Annotated in this window: 12 protein-coding genes and 1 pseudogene; 9 read left to right on the top strand and 4 right to left on the bottom strand. The window is 66.7% G+C overall.

Annotated elements, in window-relative coordinates:
* Nucleotides 1–20: 20 nt before the first annotated feature.
* The 5 genes from DN387_RS22155 to DN387_RS22135 all read left to right on the top strand — a co-directional run bounded on the left by DN387_RS22155 (nt 21) and on the right by DN387_RS22135 (nt 5,771).
* Nucleotides 21–1,073 (top strand): lipopolysaccharide assembly protein LapB, encoded by a 1,053-nt coding sequence (locus DN387_RS22155; protein WP_254506359.1) that lies wholly within the window; start codon nt 21–23, stop codon nt 1,071–1,073.
* Nucleotides 1,074–1,190: 117 nt separating this feature from the next.
* Nucleotides 1,191–2,819, top strand: a complete 1,629-nt coding sequence (locus DN387_RS22150; RefSeq protein WP_054915375.1) for a response regulator — start codon at nt 1,191–1,193, stop codon at nt 2,817–2,819.
* Entirely contained in the window at nt 2,816–3,598 is a 783-nt protein-coding gene (locus tag DN387_RS22145) for an endonuclease/exonuclease/phosphatase family protein (protein ID WP_054915376.1), read from the top strand. Before DN387_RS22150 ends, DN387_RS22145 begins: the two co-directional genes overlap by 4 nt.
* Nucleotides 3,595–4,806, top strand: a complete 1,212-nt coding sequence (gene clsB, locus DN387_RS22140) for a cardiolipin synthase ClsB (RefSeq protein WP_054915377.1) — start codon at nt 3,595–3,597, stop codon at nt 4,804–4,806. The genes DN387_RS22145 and clsB overlap by 4 nt, the downstream gene beginning before the upstream one ends.
* Nucleotides 4,803–5,771: a lysylphosphatidylglycerol synthase domain-containing protein gene (locus DN387_RS22135; RefSeq protein WP_054915378.1), complete on the top strand. Its 969-nt coding sequence runs from the start codon at nt 4,803–4,805 to the stop codon at nt 5,769–5,771. The genes clsB and DN387_RS22135 overlap by 4 nt, the downstream gene beginning before the upstream one ends.
* On the opposite strand, the gene DN387_RS22130 is transcribed toward DN387_RS22135, so the two are convergent.
* Both DN387_RS22130 and DN387_RS22125 read right to left on the bottom strand, forming a co-directional pair.
* Nucleotides 5,723–7,804, bottom strand: coding sequence for an ATP-binding protein (locus tag DN387_RS22130; RefSeq protein WP_054915464.1), 2,082 nt, complete (start codon nt 7,802–7,804; stop codon nt 5,723–5,725). The two genes, DN387_RS22135 and DN387_RS22130, sit on opposite strands and share 49 nt — an antisense overlap.
* 23 nt (nt 7,805–7,827) lie before the next feature.
* Complete coding sequence (locus DN387_RS22125; RefSeq protein ID WP_229589252.1) at nt 7,828–8,289, bottom strand: nucleoside deaminase; 462 nt, start codon at nt 8,287–8,289, stop codon at nt 7,828–7,830.
* Between the two features lie 147 nt (nt 8,290–8,436).
* Here DN387_RS22125 and DN387_RS22120 point away from each other — a divergent pair, with 147 nt between their 5' ends.
* The gene (locus DN387_RS22120; protein ID WP_043862926.1) at nt 8,437–9,141 is read left to right on the top strand and encodes a type 1 glutamine amidotransferase domain-containing protein; all 705 of its coding nucleotides are present in this window, start codon (nt 8,437–8,439) and stop codon (nt 9,139–9,141) included.
* Nucleotides 9,142–9,281: 140 nt separating this feature from the next.
* The gene (locus DN387_RS22115) at nt 9,282–10,088 is read left to right on the top strand and encodes a CSS-motif domain-containing protein (protein WP_043862927.1); all 807 of its coding nucleotides are present in this window, start codon (nt 9,282–9,284) and stop codon (nt 10,086–10,088) included.
* A gap of 67 nt (nt 10,089–10,155) precedes the next feature.
* Here the strand turns inward: DN387_RS22115 and hppD are convergent, their stop codons facing one another.
* Nucleotides 10,156–11,232 carry a 4-hydroxyphenylpyruvate dioxygenase gene (hppD, locus tag DN387_RS22110; RefSeq protein ID WP_054915379.1) on the bottom strand — a complete coding sequence of 359 codons (1,077 nt, stop codon included), beginning with the start codon at nt 11,230–11,232 and terminating at the stop codon, nt 10,156–10,158.
* A 405-nt stretch (nt 11,233–11,637) separates the two neighbouring features.
* On the opposite strand from hppD, the pseudogene DN387_RS22105 reads away from it, so the two are divergent.
* Both DN387_RS22105 and rarD read left to right on the top strand, forming a co-directional pair.
* Nucleotides 11,638–13,186, top strand: a pseudogene (locus DN387_RS22105) (EAL domain-containing protein).
* Nucleotides 13,187–13,247: 61 nt separating this feature from the next.
* Nucleotides 13,248–14,135: an EamA family transporter RarD gene (rarD, locus tag DN387_RS22100; protein WP_054915381.1), complete on the top strand. Its 888-nt coding sequence runs from the start codon at nt 13,248–13,250 to the stop codon at nt 14,133–14,135.
* Here the strand turns inward: rarD and DN387_RS22095 are convergent.
* Nucleotides 14,098–15,669 (bottom strand): TerC family protein, encoded by a 1,572-nt coding sequence (locus tag DN387_RS22095; RefSeq protein WP_043862931.1) that lies wholly within the window; start codon nt 15,667–15,669, stop codon nt 14,098–14,100. The genes rarD and DN387_RS22095 overlap by 38 nt on opposite strands.
* Nucleotides 15,670–15,702 lie beyond the last annotated feature (33 nt).

Here is a 15,702-nt window from a genome sequence, read left to right as displayed (position 1 = left end):
CCCGCCTGCCCGGATGCCGCATGTCAAAACCGCGCCTCTATACCCTGCTCAGCCTGCTCGTGCTGCTCGTCATCGGGCTGGGCTACGGCTGGCTGGGTGACGCCCCGGCCCCCGCGCCGGCCCCCAGCCATGGCTACACCAAGGCGCTGACCATGGCCCATGAAGGGCAGCCGGGGGCGGGGCGGGTGCTGTACCAGCAACTGGCGCGCGCCGACCTGTCGGGCATTCGCCGCGCCAGCCTGCATGCCGAGCTGCCCAACTACCCTTCGCCGCTGGCGCTGAAGCTGGCCGACCAGGACCTGAGCCACGACGACCCGCTGGTGCGCCGCGCGGCGATCGCCAGCATCAGTGCGCTGGTGCCGGCGCCGCAGCGCAGCGTGCTGCTGGGGCCGATGCTCGAAGACCCCGAGCAGAGCGTGCGCTTTGCCGCGGTCGATGCGCTGCTGGGGCTGGGCCCGGACGATGTCGGCCTGTACTACGGCCCGCTGCAGCAGGCACTGGAGCAGTACCAGCAGGCCTTGCTCAAGCAGCTCGACGATGCCGCCGCCCAGGTGCACCTGGCCCGGCTGTACGTGCACGAGGGCCATGACGACGAGGCGGCGCAGGCACTGGAGCGAGCGCTGGCGCTGGCCCCCGACGACCTCGAGGCACTGGCGGCCAAGGTGCGCCTGCTCGACAGCCAGGGCCACGCCGATGCCTCCCGCGAGCTGCTGGCCCAGGCGCTCAAGCGCCACCCAGACTCGGCCTTCCTGCAACACGAGCTGGGCCTGTGGCTGATGCGCCACGACCAGCACGAATACGCGCTGCTGGCGTTCGACCGGGCCCTGGCGCTGGACCCGGACAACGCCGAGTATCGCTATACCCTGGCGTTGACCCTGCACAGCCTGGAGCAGGTCGAGGTGGCGCAGAAGCAGCTCGAAACCCTGCTCGCCCGCCAGCCGGCCAACCGCAAGGCGCGGGTGCTGCTGATCGGCTACTGGAAAGAGACCGGCCAGCTGCAGAACGTGCAGGTGCTGCTGGCCCAGCTGGAGCAGCAGAACCCGGACGATCCGCTGGTGCAGCAAGGCCTCTGAGGCCCCTCGTCCGGGCTCCCGCAAGCGTTTTGAACCCCGCCGAAAGTGGCGTGTCCAGTGATAGTGCATGGATAAAAAGGCAATCGCCTGGCTGTGCGTTATCAAAGGAGATCGCCCGTGAACAATTCGGTGCCAAACGGCGAACGCGCACTGATACTTGCCCCGCCCACCCTCAGCCGCCTGGCGCTGAACCTGTTCGACGAAGCCGGCATACAAGCGCTGGCCACCCGCGACCTGGACGAGATGGCCGATGCCCTGGGCCAGGGCGCGGGGCTGGCCATCATCGCCGACGAGTCCCTGGGCGGCTTCGTACAGTCGCCCGTGCACAACTACCTGCGTACCCAGCCCGCCTGGTCGGACCTGCCGGTGGTGCTGCTGACCAGCCCGGCCCGGGCGCCGGACGCCGACCTGCACACGGCGCTGGGCAACCTGTTCCTGCTGGCATGCCCGTTCCAGCCCAGCGGCCTGCTGGCCCTGACCCACGCTTCGCTGCGCGCCCGCCGTCGCCAGTACCAGGCCCAGTACAGCGCGGCCCGCCTGCAGGACCTGGAGCAGCGGGTGGAAGAGCAACTGCGCCACCTGCGCGAAGACGAACAACAGCTGCGCCACACGCAGAAGATGGAAGCCATCGGCCAGTTGGCCGGCGGTGTGGCCCACGACTTCAACAACCTGCTTACCGGCATCGGCGGCAGCGTGGAGCTGATCCGCCGGCGCCTTGCCCAGGGCCGCCAGGAAGACCTGCCCAAGCTTATCGACATGAGCCTGGGGGCGGTGCAGCGCGCCGCCAGCATGACCCATCGGCTGCTGGCATTCTCCAGCCGTCAGCCGCTGGATGCGGGCCCGGTCAGCCTGGCCAGCCTGCTGGACGGCGACCAGCTGCGCGCCCTGCTGACCCCGCAGATCGACCTGCAGGTCAGCCTCGACGCCGACCTGTGGCACATCGAGGTGGACGCGCAGCAGTTGCGCGAAGCCATCGACAACCTGCTGAGCAACGCCCGTGATGCCATGCCCAACGGCGGTGAGCTGCGCATCCACGCCGGCAACCGCCGCCAGGGCAAGCCGTTGCCTGGCGGGCATCCGCTGGCCAGCGGCGACTATGTGCTGCTGAGCGTGCACGACAACGGCTGCGGCATGCCGCAAAGCAGCGTGGACCGCGCCTTCGACCCCTTCTTCACCACCAAGCCCATCGGCCAGGGCACCGGGCTGGGCCTGTCGATGGTGTATGGCTTCAGTCGCCAGTCCCAGGGGCACGTGGCGCTGTACAGCAGCATCGGCCATGGCACCCAGGTCGAGCTCTACCTGCCGCGTCATGTGGGGGATGTACAGGGCGCGCCAGCGCCCGCCCCCGGCCCGCCGCCAGAGGCCAATGGCAGCAACCGCGTGCTGATCGTGGAGGACGACCACACGGTGCGCCAGCTGGTCCACGAGACCCTCGCCGAGCAGGGCTACCAGTGCTGCGAGGTGGCCGACGCCAGCCTGGCACTGTCGGTTCTGCGCTCCGACCGGCCGATCGACCTGCTGATCAGCGATGTGGGGCTGCCGGGGATGAACGGGCGCCAGCTGGCGGAGATCGCGCGCAAGCTGCGCCCGGGGCTGAAGGTGCTGTTCATCACCGGCTACGCCGAAAACGCCACCTCGTGCCGGGGCTTTCTCGACCCGGGCATGCAGATGATCAACAAGCCTTTCAAGTTCACCCAGCTGACGCGCAAGGTGGCGCAGATGCTCGGCCCGGGCAACCTCCCATGAGCCTGCCCCAGCCCCCGCCGGTGGCCGGCCGGCAGGTCACCGAGCACGCCGTGCGGGTGCTTACGGTGAATGTGCACAAGGGCTTCAGCGCGTTCAACCGGCGTTATGTGCTGCCCGAGCTGCGCGAGGCCGTGCGCAGCCAGGACGCCGACCTGGTGTTTCTGCAGGAGGTGCTGGGCAGCCACCGTGGCCATGCCAGTCGCCACCCGGACTGGTCCCACGTGCCGCAGTACGAGTTCCTGGCCGACAGCCTGTGGCCGCAGTACGCCTACGGGCGCAATGCGGTGTACCCGGACGGCGAGCACGGCAATGCGCTGCTGTCCAAGTTCGCCATCCGGCATTACGAAAACCTCGATGTGAGCGTGACCGGCAGCGAGCGCCGCGGCCTGCTCCACGCCGTGCTCGATGTACCCGGCCAGCGTCCGCTGCATACCGTGTGTGCGCACCTGGGGCTGGACGAGCGCCAGCGCGTCAAGCAGTTGCGCCTGCTGTGCCGGCTGCTGGAAAGCCTGCCCGCCGAGGCGCCGGTGATCGTGGCGGGCGACTTCAATGACTGGCGCCAGCGCGCCGACCAGCACCTGGCCGGCTGCGGCCTGGTGGAGGTGTTCACCCAGGCCCACGGGCGCCCCGCACGCAGCTTTCCGGCGCGCTGGCCGCTGCTGTGCCTGGACCGTATCTATGTGCGCAACGCCCAGGCCCGGCAACCCCGGGTGATGGGGCGCAAACCCTGGTCGCACCTGTCAGACCACTTGCCGCTGTTCGTGGAGGTACTGCTATGAAGGCCGACTGGCGCGAGGATAACGAGGTGCAATTGCTGATCAATGGCGAGGCGTACTTCCCGGCCGCCTTCGAGGCGATTGCCAATGCCAGGGAGCAGGTGCTGCTGGAGACCTTCATCATTTTCGAAGACAAGGTCGGCAAGCAGCTGCAACAGGTATTGATCGAGGCAGCGCAACGCGGCGTGCAGGTGGAGGTGCTGGTGGACGGTTATGGCACCGCCGACCTGAGCAACGCCTTTCTGCTGGCGCTGAGCCAGGCCGGTGTGCACCTGCAGGCGTTCGACCCGAGCCCGCGGCGGCTGGGGCTGCGCACCAACCTGTTCCGCCGCCTGCACCGCAAGATCCTGGTGATCGACGGGCACACTGCCTTTGTCGGCGGCATCAACTACAGCGCCGACCACCTGGCCGACTTCGGGCCGATGGCCAAGCAGGACTACGCCGTGCGGGTACGGGGGCCGATCGTGGCCGACCTGCAGCAGGCCACCCTGACCCTGCTCGACGCCCAGCGCGCGCGCCCTGTTCGGCCCCGGGGCTGGTGGCGCCGGGCGCCGCCGATCAGTGCCGACAGCGTGCAGGCGCGCATGTGCCTGTGCATCCGCGACAACGCCGAGCACCCCACCGACATCGAGCAGCACTACATGCGCGCCATCGTCACCGCGCGCGAACGGATCATCATCGCCAACGCCTATTTCTTCCCCGGCTACCGGATGCTGCGGGCCCTGCGCAATGCGGCCCGGCGTGGCGTGGACGTCACCCTGATCCTGCAGGGCATGCCCGACATGCCGCTGGTGCGGCTGTGCTCGCGCATGCTCTACAACTACCTGCTGCGCGACGGCGTGCGCATTCACGAGTACTGCGAGCGCCCGCTGCACGGCAAGGTCGCGGTGGTGGACCGCGAGTGGTCCACGGTGGGGTCGAGCAACCTCGACCCGCTGAGCCTGTCGCTGAACCTCGAGGCCAACCTGGTGATCCGCGACCAGGCCTTCAACCAGCTGCTGGGCGAGCACCTGCAGGCGCTGGCCCACAGCCAATGCAAGCCGGTGACCCTGCAACGGGTGCTGCGCGGCTACTGGTGGCGCGCACCGCTGATCTTCATGGCGTTCCACTTCACCCGGCTGTTCCCGGCCATCGTCGGCTGGCTGCCTGCGCACCAGCCCCGGCTCAAGCCGCTGCAGCCGCCAGCGGCGCTCCAGGAGCCGCTGTCATGAAGCTTTCCGGCACACACTGGCAATGGGCGCGCCGGGCCCTGACCCTGGCGTTCTTCATCCTGATACCGACATTGCTGTTCATGTTGCTGCGCAACCAGGACTGGGGCGAGGTGCGTCACGCCCTGGTGTCCTACCCGCCCGGGGTGTTGCTGCTGGGCGGGGCGATTGCGGCGTGCAGCTTCGTGCTGTTCAGCTGCTATGACCTGCTGGGGCGGCGCTACACCGGCCACCAGCTGCCGGCGCGCCAGGTCGTGCCGCTGGCCTTCGTGTGCTACGCGTTCAACCTGAACCTGAGTGCCTGGGTGGGCGGGGTTGCCCTGCGCTATCGCCTGTATTCGCGCCTGGGCCTGGATGTACCGACCATCAGCCGCCTGCTCGGGCTGGGCCTGGTGACCAACTGGCTGGGCTACCTGCTGGTGGCCGGCAGCCTGTTCGCCTGTGGCCTGCCGCGCCTGCCGGCGGGGATGGAGATCGGCACCGGCGGGCTGCGCGTGATCGGTGTGCTGATGCTGCTGGCCGCTGCGGCCTACCTGGGCGCCTGCGCGTTCGCCAGGCGCCGCAGCTGGCAGGTGCGCGGGCAGGTGCTCACGCTGCCGGGCATCCGCCTGGCACTGCTGCAGGCCGTCATGGGGGCATGCAACTGGCTGCTGATGGGGCTGGTGATCTACACCCTGCTGCCGGACAAGGTGGGCTACCCGAGCATCGTCGGGGTGCTGATGATCAGCAGCATTGCCGGGGTGATCACGCATATTCCGGCAGGCCTGGGGGTGCTGGAGACGGTGTTCATCACCCTGCTGCAGGGCCAGTACGCCAAGGGCACCCTGCTGGCGGCGCTGATTGCCTACCGCGTACTGTACTTTCTGCTGCCGCTGCTGGTGGCCTGCATCGTCTACCTGCTGCTGGAGCGCGTGGCCAGTCAGGGCGCCGGCGTGCCGGCCCCCGGCCCGCGCGACTCGGCGCGCTGAAGCATGGCCTTGACCTTGCGCTGCAGGCGGTCCAGCGGGAAGGGCTTGGTCAGCAGTTCCACCCCCGCCTCGAGGGTGTCGCGCTGGGCGATGGCTTCGTCGGTGTAGCCGGTGATGAACAGGATGTTCTGCTGCGGGTTGTGCCGGCGCACCTCGCTGGCCACCTGGCGCCCACTGAAACCGCCGGGCAGGCCGATGTCGGTGATCAGCAGGTCGACCGGCGGGCCGGCCAGGCACGCCGCCAGGCCTGAACGGCCATCCACGGCCTCGATCACGTCGTAGCCTTCCTGTTGCAGCACCTCCTTGATCAGCATGCGCAGGGTCGGTTCGTCATCGACCAGCAGGATCCGCCCCTTGCCCGGCACGCTGGCCTTGGCCTGCACCGGTACGCTGGCTGCAGGCTGGCCGTCGGCGCCACAGTAGCGTGGCAGCACCAGCCTGATGCGGGTGCCGCCGGTATCGGACGCCTCGATCCACACCCGCCCGCCCGACTGGCGCACGAAACCGTACACCATCGACAGGCCCAGGCCGGTGCCCTGGCCCACGGGCTTGGTGGTGAAGAAGGGTTCGAAGGCGCGCTCCATCACCTGGGGGCTCATGCCCTGGCCGTCGTCCTCGACCGTCAGCGAGCAGTAGTCGCCAGGGGGCAGGCCGTCCCTGCCTGCGACCCGGGCATCGTAGCGTTCATTGCCGGTACTGATGGTCAGCCGCCCGCCGGCGCGCATCGCATCGCGTGCGTTGATGCACAGGTTGAGCAAGGCGTTTTCCAGCTGGTTGGCGTCCACCAGGGTGCGCCACAGCTGCGGCTCGACCTTCAGCTGCAGGGCGATGTCCGGGCCCAGGGTCTGGCGGATCAGGGCGTCCATGCCGTGCACCAGGGCATTGAGGTCTGCCGGGCGCGGGTCGAGGGGCTGGCGCCGGGCGAACGCCAGCAGGCGGTGGGTGAGCACCGCCGCGCGCTGGGACGCCTCCTTGGCGGCGGCGATGTAGCGATCCAGGCCGTCCAGCTGGCCACTGCCGATACGCCGCTCGATCATTTCCAGGCTGCCGCTGATACCGGTCAGCAGGTTGTTGAAGTCGTGCGCCATGCCGGCGGTCAACTGGCCCACGGCATCCATCTTCTGGCTCTGGCGCAGCAGTTCCTCGGCTTGCACCAGGGCCGCGGCGCGCTCCTGGTCCAGGGTGATGTCGTGGCCGATGGCGGTATAGATGCCGGTGCTGGGCACGATCGACCAGTTGAACCAGCGGTAGTGGCCGTCGCGGTGACGGTAGCGGCACTTGAAGCCCTGCACGGTCTGCCCGGCCCGCAGTTGCTGGTGCACCGCTTCGATGCCCGGCCGGTCGTCGACATGGCACAGCTCCAGCACCGGCCTGCCGATGAACGAATCGTCCCAGCCCAGCAGCTCGCGACCGCAGGCATTGATGGCGTAGATCTGCAGGTCTTCGCGCACCAGCATCATGATGTCGCTGGACAGCTCCCAGATGCGCTCGTGGTCTGCGGTCTGCTCCATGATCTTCTGTTCGAAGGCATCGGCGCGTTCGCGCCACACCTGCTCGTTTCTGACCGTCTCGGTGGTTTCGAACACGGTGTTCAGAAAGCCCGCCACCTGGCCGGACTCGTCGCGCACCGGGCTGTAGCAGAAGGTGAAGTACGCCCGCTCCACGTCCCCGTTGCGGTCGGTATCGAGCGCGAAGTTTTCCATGAACACCGCTTCGCCGGCGTAGGCCCGCTGCGCCAGGGCGCTGATATCGTCCCACACGTCGCTCCAGATCACGCTCAGCGGCTTGCCCAGCGGCGCCGGCTTGGCGCCGAGCAAGGGCACGAACGCGTCGTTGTGGATGCTGATCAGCTCGGGGCCCCACACCAGGCAACCCGGAAACTTGGAAGCCAGCAGCATGTCCACGGCGATGCGCAGCGAAGCCTGCCATTGCGGCGCCGGCCCCAGGGCGGTGCGGCTCCAGTCGAACTGGCGTACCGCATCGCTCATGCCGCCCGACAGGTTCGGGGCCGCTTCAGAGTGGGGGGTGTGCATGATCGGGTGCGCTTCCTTGGGGCTCAAGGCTCGGACTGCTCGCCGATATCTTCGTTCCAGAGCTGGGGGTGGTCCTCGATGAATCTGCGCATCAGGCCGGTGCAGGTGGCGTCATGCAGCACCTGCAGGTTCACGCCACGGCTCTGCAGCAGGTCCTCCTCGCCCAGGAAGGTGTGGTGCTCGCCGATCACCACCTGCTTGATGCCGTACAGCAGGATGGCGCCGCTGCACATGGCGCAGGGTGACAGGGTGGTATAGAGGGTGGCGTCGGCGTACACGCTGGCCGGCTGGCGCCCGGCATCTTCGAGCGCGCTCATTTCACCATGCAGTATCGCGCTGCCCTGTTGCACCCGGCGGTTGTGGCCGCGTCCGATGATCCTGCCCTGGTGCACGATCACCGAGCCGATGGGAATGCCACCTTCTGCCAGGCTCTTCCGCGCTTCGTCGATGGCGGCCTGCATGAACGGATCGGTGTGTGTGGACATGATGACGGTGACTCCTGTGACAGCGGCTGTATGGGTGGAAACTAGCACAACGCCCTGGGCGATGGCGGGTTTTGCGGCCGCGACTATGCTCTATAGGTTTGCTTCGCCCCACCCCTCCCCGCGCCCGATCACCAGAGGAACGCTGCAATGAGCAAGAAAGTACTGGTAGTGCTGACCAATACCGCCAGGTATCCGAGCCTCAAGCGCGCCACCGGGCTGTGGCTGGGCGAAGCCGTGCACTTCGTTGCGGTGATCGAGAAGGCCGGCTACAAGGTGGACTATGTGAGCCCCGCCGGCGGCTACGTGCCGATCGACCCGCACAGCCTGAGCATGGCCCCGGACCTGGATTGGCAGTGGTACGACGACAAGGCGTTCATGAACCGCCTGGGCGCCACCCTGGCCCCTGACCAGGTCAAGGCGCAGGACTACCACGCGATCTATTTCACCGGCGGCCACGGGGTGATCTGGGACTTCCCCGACAACACGGCATTGCAGGGCCTGGCGCGCCAGATCTTCGAGGCCGGCGGCGTGGTGGCCTCGGTGTGCCATGGCGCGGTCGGCCTGCTCAACATCAAGCTCAGTGACAACACCCTGCTGCTCAAGGACCGCGAGGTTACCGGGTTCTCCAACGTCGAGGAACAACTGGTCGAACTGGACAAGGTGGTGCCGTTTCTGACCGAGAACGAACTGGCCGCGCGCGGTGGCCTGTACAGCAAGGCCGAGGACCCCTGGCAGGAATACGTGGTGCGCGACCAGCGCGAGGGGCGCCTGATCACCGGGCAGAACCCCGCCTCCTCGGCCGCTGTCGCACGCCAGGTGCTGGCAGTACTGGCCGCATCGAAGGCAGGCTAGCCCCCCGGAGCGTCGACGAATAGCACGGCCAATGTCGTCGCGTCTTACAAGGGCAAACTACGCCCCTCACTTATGCTGAACGGCATCCGCTCAAGATGCCCGCGCGCCCCTGCGGCCCGCTCTGTCAACATAGGTGAATCATGCCCCGTCACAAATTTCGCGCTGGCCGTGTGCTGCTGGAACTGCTGGTCATCCTGTTGATCGGCCTGACCCCTGTGGGGTGCGGCCTGTTGATCATGAGCTGGCAGGTGGAAAAGATGCTGGCCGAGTCGACCCTGGTCTCGATCCAGCACACCCAGCAGGACATCGATCGCATCCTCGACTCGCTGCACAATGCCAGCAACAAGGTGCTCAACCTGGCGGACTTCCCCTGCCCGCGGGCCCTGCCCAGCCTGCGTACCGAAGTGGTGATGCGCCCCGAGCTGCGCTCGCTGGTGCTGGTGCGCGAGAACCGTGCCTACTGCAGCACGGTGCACGGCGAATACCAGCTGCTGGTCGACCCGGGCAGCTTCTTCAACCAGCGCCTGCGCCTGGAGCCGGGCAACGATGTGACCCCGGACTCGGCCATCCTGTATTACCGCCTGCAGGAGTACCCGCTCGGCGTGCTGGCCCTGGTCGACGCCAAGACCCTGCAAGCCACGATGCAGCGGGTAAAGGCCAGCGCCAACCTGGTGCTGCAGTTCGGTGACGATTACCTGTGGAGCGAGGGCAGCACCTTCGACGACGTGCTGCCCGATCACTCCGAACAGCATGTCCGCGTGCTGTCCGCCAGTTACGGGTACACCATCCATGGCGGCTACCCGGACGGCCATATCTGGCAGGCGATGCTGTCCAACGCCCAGGCCATCATCCCGTCGTTGCTGCTGGTGGGCGTCATGACCTCGGCAGCGGTGTACTGGACGCTGTTTCGCAACCGCCGCGCGCCATCGGTGCGTCGTTACGGTTGAGGCCGGCGCAGGCACAAAAAAAGGCCATCGAGGCATGCTCGATGGCCTTTTTGCATACGCGCCGCGTTTATTCGGCGGTCAGTACACCGCGGCGAACCTGGTCGCGCTCGATGGATTCGAACAGGGCCTTGAAGTTGCCCTCGCCGAAGCCGTCGTCACCCTTGCGCTGGATGAACTCGAAGAACACCGGGCCCATCAGGGTTTCGGAGAAGATCTGCAGCAGCAGGCGCTTGTCGCCCGCCTCGGACGAGCCGTCCAGCAGAATGCCCCGCGACTGCAGCTCGCCCACCGGCTCGCCGTGGTTCGGCAGACGGCCTTCGAGCATTTCGTAGTAGGTGTCCGGCGGCGCGGTCATGAAACGCATGCCGAGCTTTTTCAGCGCGTCCCAGCTCTTGATCAGGTCGTCGGTGAGGAAGGCGACGTGCTGGATGCCCTCGCCGTTGAACTGCATCAGGAACTCTTCGATCTGGCCGGCGCCCTTGGAGGACTCCTCGTTCAGCGGGATACGGATCATCGCGTCGGGGGCGGTCATGGCCTTGGAGGTCAGGCCGGTGTACTCACCCTTGATGTCGAAGTAGCGGATCTCGCGGAAGTTGAACAGCTTCTCGTAGAAGCCGGCCCAGTAGGCCATGCGCCCGCGATACACGTTGTGGGTCAGGTGGTCGATGATCTTGAGGCCGGCGCCGACCGGGTTGCGGTCCACGCCTTCGATCCACTTGAAGTCGATGTCGTAGATCGAGCTGCCTTCCTCGAAACGGTCGATCAGGTACAGCGGCGCGCCGCCGATACCCTTGATCGCCGGCAGGCGCAGTTCCATCGGCCCGGTCTCGATCTCGACCGGCTGGGCACCCAGCTCCAGGGCACGGGCATAGGCTTCATGGGCATTGCGCACACGGAAGGCCATGCCGCACACCGACGGACCATGCTCGGCGGCAAAGTAGGACGCCACGCTCTTGGGTTCGTTGTTCAGGATCAGGTTGATGCCGCCCTGACGGTACAGGTGCACGTCCTTGGAGCGGTGGCTGGCGACCTTGGTGAAGCCCATGATCTGGAAGATCGGCTCCAGGGTACCCGGGACAGGTGCGGCCAGTTCAATGAACTCGAAGCCCATCAGGCCCATCGGGTTTTCGAAGATATCTGCCATGTTCGTTTCCTCATCATCAAAGCGTTCAAATCACAGGGGTAGCTTGCTGTCGATGTGGAGCGAACGTGGCGGCGCGCAGGAGATGCCCCTCACACTGCGGGCGAGGTAGTCACCATAAATCAGTTTGAACCCATGACACTTCATATGGGACCTATTCTCGGCCGTCTGATCCTCCAGTGGCGAAGGACCTTATTATTGTATGCGTAACGCGATTCTACAGGGCGTAAGAAAAATTGTAAGTACTTTAGTGCCCGGGCCTGCCGACAGCGGCAGCCTCCCCTGCAGTACATCAGGCTGACGCCTCAGCTGTATACGGGCCGATGAACGGCTATGCTGTGCGCTCAGGGGTACCAGGGAAACCCTGCCCTTGAAATCATCCGCGCTCATCCCGCACAGGTAGACACCATGCCCCTCACGAAAAAACGCCCCGGTCGCTGGACCCTGCGAGCCCTGCTGCCATGGCTGGTGGGGGCGATACCGGTGGTGTCCGGCGTGCTGATCATGCACTGGCAGGCACAGCGTGAGCTCGAGGCCAGGGCCGTGAACACGGCCGCCCTGGTCACCGGGCACTTCGATCGCATCCTCGACAACATCGCCGGCGCCGCCCAGGCCCTGCTGCCCCTGACCCGCCAACCCTGCGCAGAGGCCACGCTGGCGCTGCGCGAACAGGTGACACGCGGCTCGTTCGTACGCTCCAGCAACCTGTTTCGTGACAATGACCTGTACTGCAGTTCGCTGTTTGGCAACTTCAGCGAGCCGGTGGATGCCAAGGACTATGTCGATGGCAGCCTGTGGTTGATGAACGGCAACTCGGTGACGCCCGGCCATGCACTGCTGGCCTACCGGCTCAGCAAGGGCAACGACGGCGCCATCACCACCGTCGATGGCGACCACCTGAGCAGCGCCCTGGAGCTGCTCGACCAGGGCACCACCCTGGTGCTGCAGGTAGGCCCCAACTGGATGGGCGAAGACGGCGTGGTGCACCAGGGGCCGCCCCCGGTGTTTGCCGTGGCGCCGACGCAGCAGGCCTCGCAGCGCTATCGTTTTTCGGTGCACAGCGGTTATGCCGCTGGCGAGCCCTGGCGCCTGATGCGCGCCGAGTACCCGGGGCTGTTCGGCCTGGTGACCCTGCTGGGCGTGATGGCCGGCGCGGCCTGCCGCTGGCAGCTGCGCAGGGCCAGTTCGCCACGGGTGGAGCTGCAACGGGCACTGGAGGCCGACGAGTTCATCCCGTACTTCCAGCCGGTGGTGCGCGAGGGTGACTACCGCTGGGCCGGCGCCGAGGTGCTGATGCGCTGGCAGCACCCGCGCGAAGGCATGGTGCGCCCAGACCTGTTCATTCCCTATGCCGAGCACAGCGGCCAGATCGTGCCCATGACCCGGCGCCTGATGCAGCGCGTGGCCGAAGGCCTGGCGCCCCACGCCCAGACCTTTGGCGACGGCTTTCATGTGGGCATCAACATCACTGCCGATCACTGCCAGGACATGGCCCTGTATGACGACTGCCGCGATTTTCTCGCCGCCTTCCCGCCTGGCCGGGTGATCCTGACCCTGGAACTGACCGAGCGCAAGCTGGTGGTACCCAGCGACACCACCGAGCAGCTGTTCGCAAGGCTGCAGGCCCTGGGGGTGATGATCGCCATCGATGACTTCGGCACCGGCCAGTCGAGCCTGGGCTACCTGCGCCAGTTCAAGGTCGACTACCTGAAGATCGACCAGAGCTTCGTGGCCATGATCGGCGTCGATGCCCTGTCGCTGCATATCCTGGACAGCATCATCGAGCTGTCGGGCAAGCTGGGCCTGGGCATTGTCGCCGAGGGCGTGGAGACCATCGCCCAGCGCGACTACCTGGCCCGGCACCGGGTGGACTTCCAGCAGGGCTACCTGTTCGCCCGGCCGATGCCGTTGGCCGAGTTCGTGGCTGCATTGGGCACACAGCCGGTTGCCCAGGTGACGCGCCCCTGAGATCATGCGCGCTCACCACTTCCCTACCCCTTCGTGCTCCCGAGGCCCCCTTGTCCAGAGGCATCGTTTCATCGGTCATGGCGTCGTGTCTGTTCGCCCTGATGTACTACTACACCTCCCTGCTCACCCCCCTCGACGGCGAGGAGATCTTCGGTTGGCGCATGCTGCTGACCCTGCCGTGCATCACGCTGTTCATGCTGCTGTCCAAGGACTGGCCACTGGCAATCGGCGTACTGCAGCGCATCCGGCGCAACCCGCTGCTGTTGCTGGGGCTGGTGGGTACCTCGACATTGATGGGGCTGCAGCTGTGGGTGTTCCTGTGGGCACCGCTGCACGGGCGCAGCATGGAGGTGTCGCTGGGGTACTTCCTGCTGCCGCTGACCATGGTGCTGACCGGGCGGGTGGTGTATGGCGAGCGCCTGTCACGCCTGCAGAAGGTCGCCGTGGCCTGCGCCGTGGTGGGGGTGGGGCATGAACTGATACGCCATGGCTCGTTCGCCTGGGAAACCCTGCTGGTGGCCGGCGGCTACCCGTTCTACTTCATCTTGCGGCGCAAGTTGCGCACCGATCACCTGGGCGGGCTGTGGGCCGACATGTGCCTGATGATGCCGCCCTCGGTGTACTTCATCGTGCAGGGCCCGCTGAGCGCAGCCGACCTGCTGGCCCACCCGCAGCTCTATGTGCTGATCCCGATCCTGGGCGTGATCAGCGCCCTGGCGCTGGTCACCTACGTGATGGCCAGCCGTCTGCTGGCGTTCAGCCTGTTCGGCCTGCTCAGCTATGTGGAACCGGTGCTGCTGGTGGCGGTGGCCCTGATCCTGGGCGAGAGCATCGCCCAGGATCAGTGGCTGACCTACCTGCCGATCTGGCTGGCAGTGGTGGTGCTGGTGCTCGAGGGGGTCAGGCACCTGCTGCGTCAGCGGCGGCGTTCGGTGTAAGCCGTACCTGCCGCACCCGGCGCTCCTGCACGGCCTCGACGGTCATCAGCCAGTCGCCCCAGGTCAGTTGATCGCCCACCCGCGGCAGGCGGTCGAGCAGGCTCATGACCAGGCCGGCGAGGGTCTGGTAGTCCTCGGTGGGCTTGGCCGCAAAGCCGATCTGCGCCTGGATCTGGCGCAGGTTCAGCGCGCCGTTGACCAGGTAGCCGTCCGGCGCCTGCACGATGCCCGGCCCTTCGACTTCACTGGCATCGGGCAGCTCGCCGGCGATGGACTCGAGGATATCGGTCATGGTCAGCACGCCGGTGAAGTCGCCGAATTCGTTGACCACGAAGGCGATGTGGGTCGACTGGCTGCGCATCTGCTCCAGCGCGTTGAGGATGCTGAAACTCTCCAGCAGGTTCAGCGGCGTGCGCGCCAGGCGCTCCAGGTCCGGCTCGTGACCGGCCAGCAGCTCCCTGAGCAGCTCCTTCTTGTGCACGAAGCCCAGCGGCTCCTCCACCCGCCCCTGGCGAATCAGCGGCAGGCGCGAGTAGGACGAATGCATCAGCGCGGTACGGATCGCCTCCGGCGGTTGTGCCAGGTCGATGAAGTCGACTTTGGCGCGCACCGTCATCAGCGTTCTGATGGGGCGTTCGGCCAGGTTCAGCACGCCGCTGATCATCACCCGTTCGCGGCGGTCGAACAGCACCTGTTCATCGCCATCCTCGACCAGGTCGGCGATGTCCTCACCCACCTCGTCGGCCTGCAACCGGCGCCCACCCAGCATGCGCATCACCGCGTGGGCGGTGCGCTCGCGCAATGGCCGGTGCTGTTGCAGGCTGCGCTTGCGCCGGGCGCGGGCCAGCTGGTTGAACAGCTCGATCAGGATCGAGAAGCCGATTGCCGCGTACAGGTACCCCTTGGGTATATGAAAGCCCAGGCCCTCGGCGGTGAGGCTGAAGCCGATCATCATCAGAAAGCCCAGGCACAGCATGATCACCGTGGGGTGGGCGTTGACGAAGCGGGTCAGCGGCTTGCTCGCGACGATCATGATGCCGATGGAGAAGATCACCGCGATCATCATGATCGACAGGTGCTCGACCATGCCCACGGCGGTAATCACCGCGTCCAGCGAGAACACTGCATCGAGTACCACGATCTGCGCCACGATCGGCCAGAACGCCGAATGGCGCGCCGGGCCCTGATGGTGGGCGACATGCCCTTCGAGACGCTCGTGCAACTCCATGGTGGCCTTGAACAGCAGGAACACACCGCCGAACAGCATGATCAGGTCACGGCCCGAGAAGCTCTTGTCGAACACCTCGAACAGCGGCGCGGTCAGCGTCACCATCCACGAGATGCTGGCCAGCAGGCCCAGGCGCATGATCAGCGCCAGCGACAGGCCGATCACCCGCGCGCGGTCGCGCTGATGGGGCGGCAGCTTGTCGGCGAGAATCGCGATGAACACCAGGTTGTCGATACCCAGTACCAGCTCGAGCACGATCAGCGTGGCAAGGCCCAGCCAGGCCGTGGGGTCGGCTAGCCATTCCATGGGCAGGTACTCAGGCGGGAAACGTCACGGGGA

The sequence above is a fragment of the Pseudomonas sp. FBF18 genome, assembly GCF_024261405.1.
Lineage (GTDB): Bacteria > Pseudomonadota > Gammaproteobacteria > Pseudomonadales > Pseudomonadaceae > Aquipseudomonas > Aquipseudomonas palmensis.
This window is presented reverse-complemented; position numbering and strand designations above follow the sequence as displayed.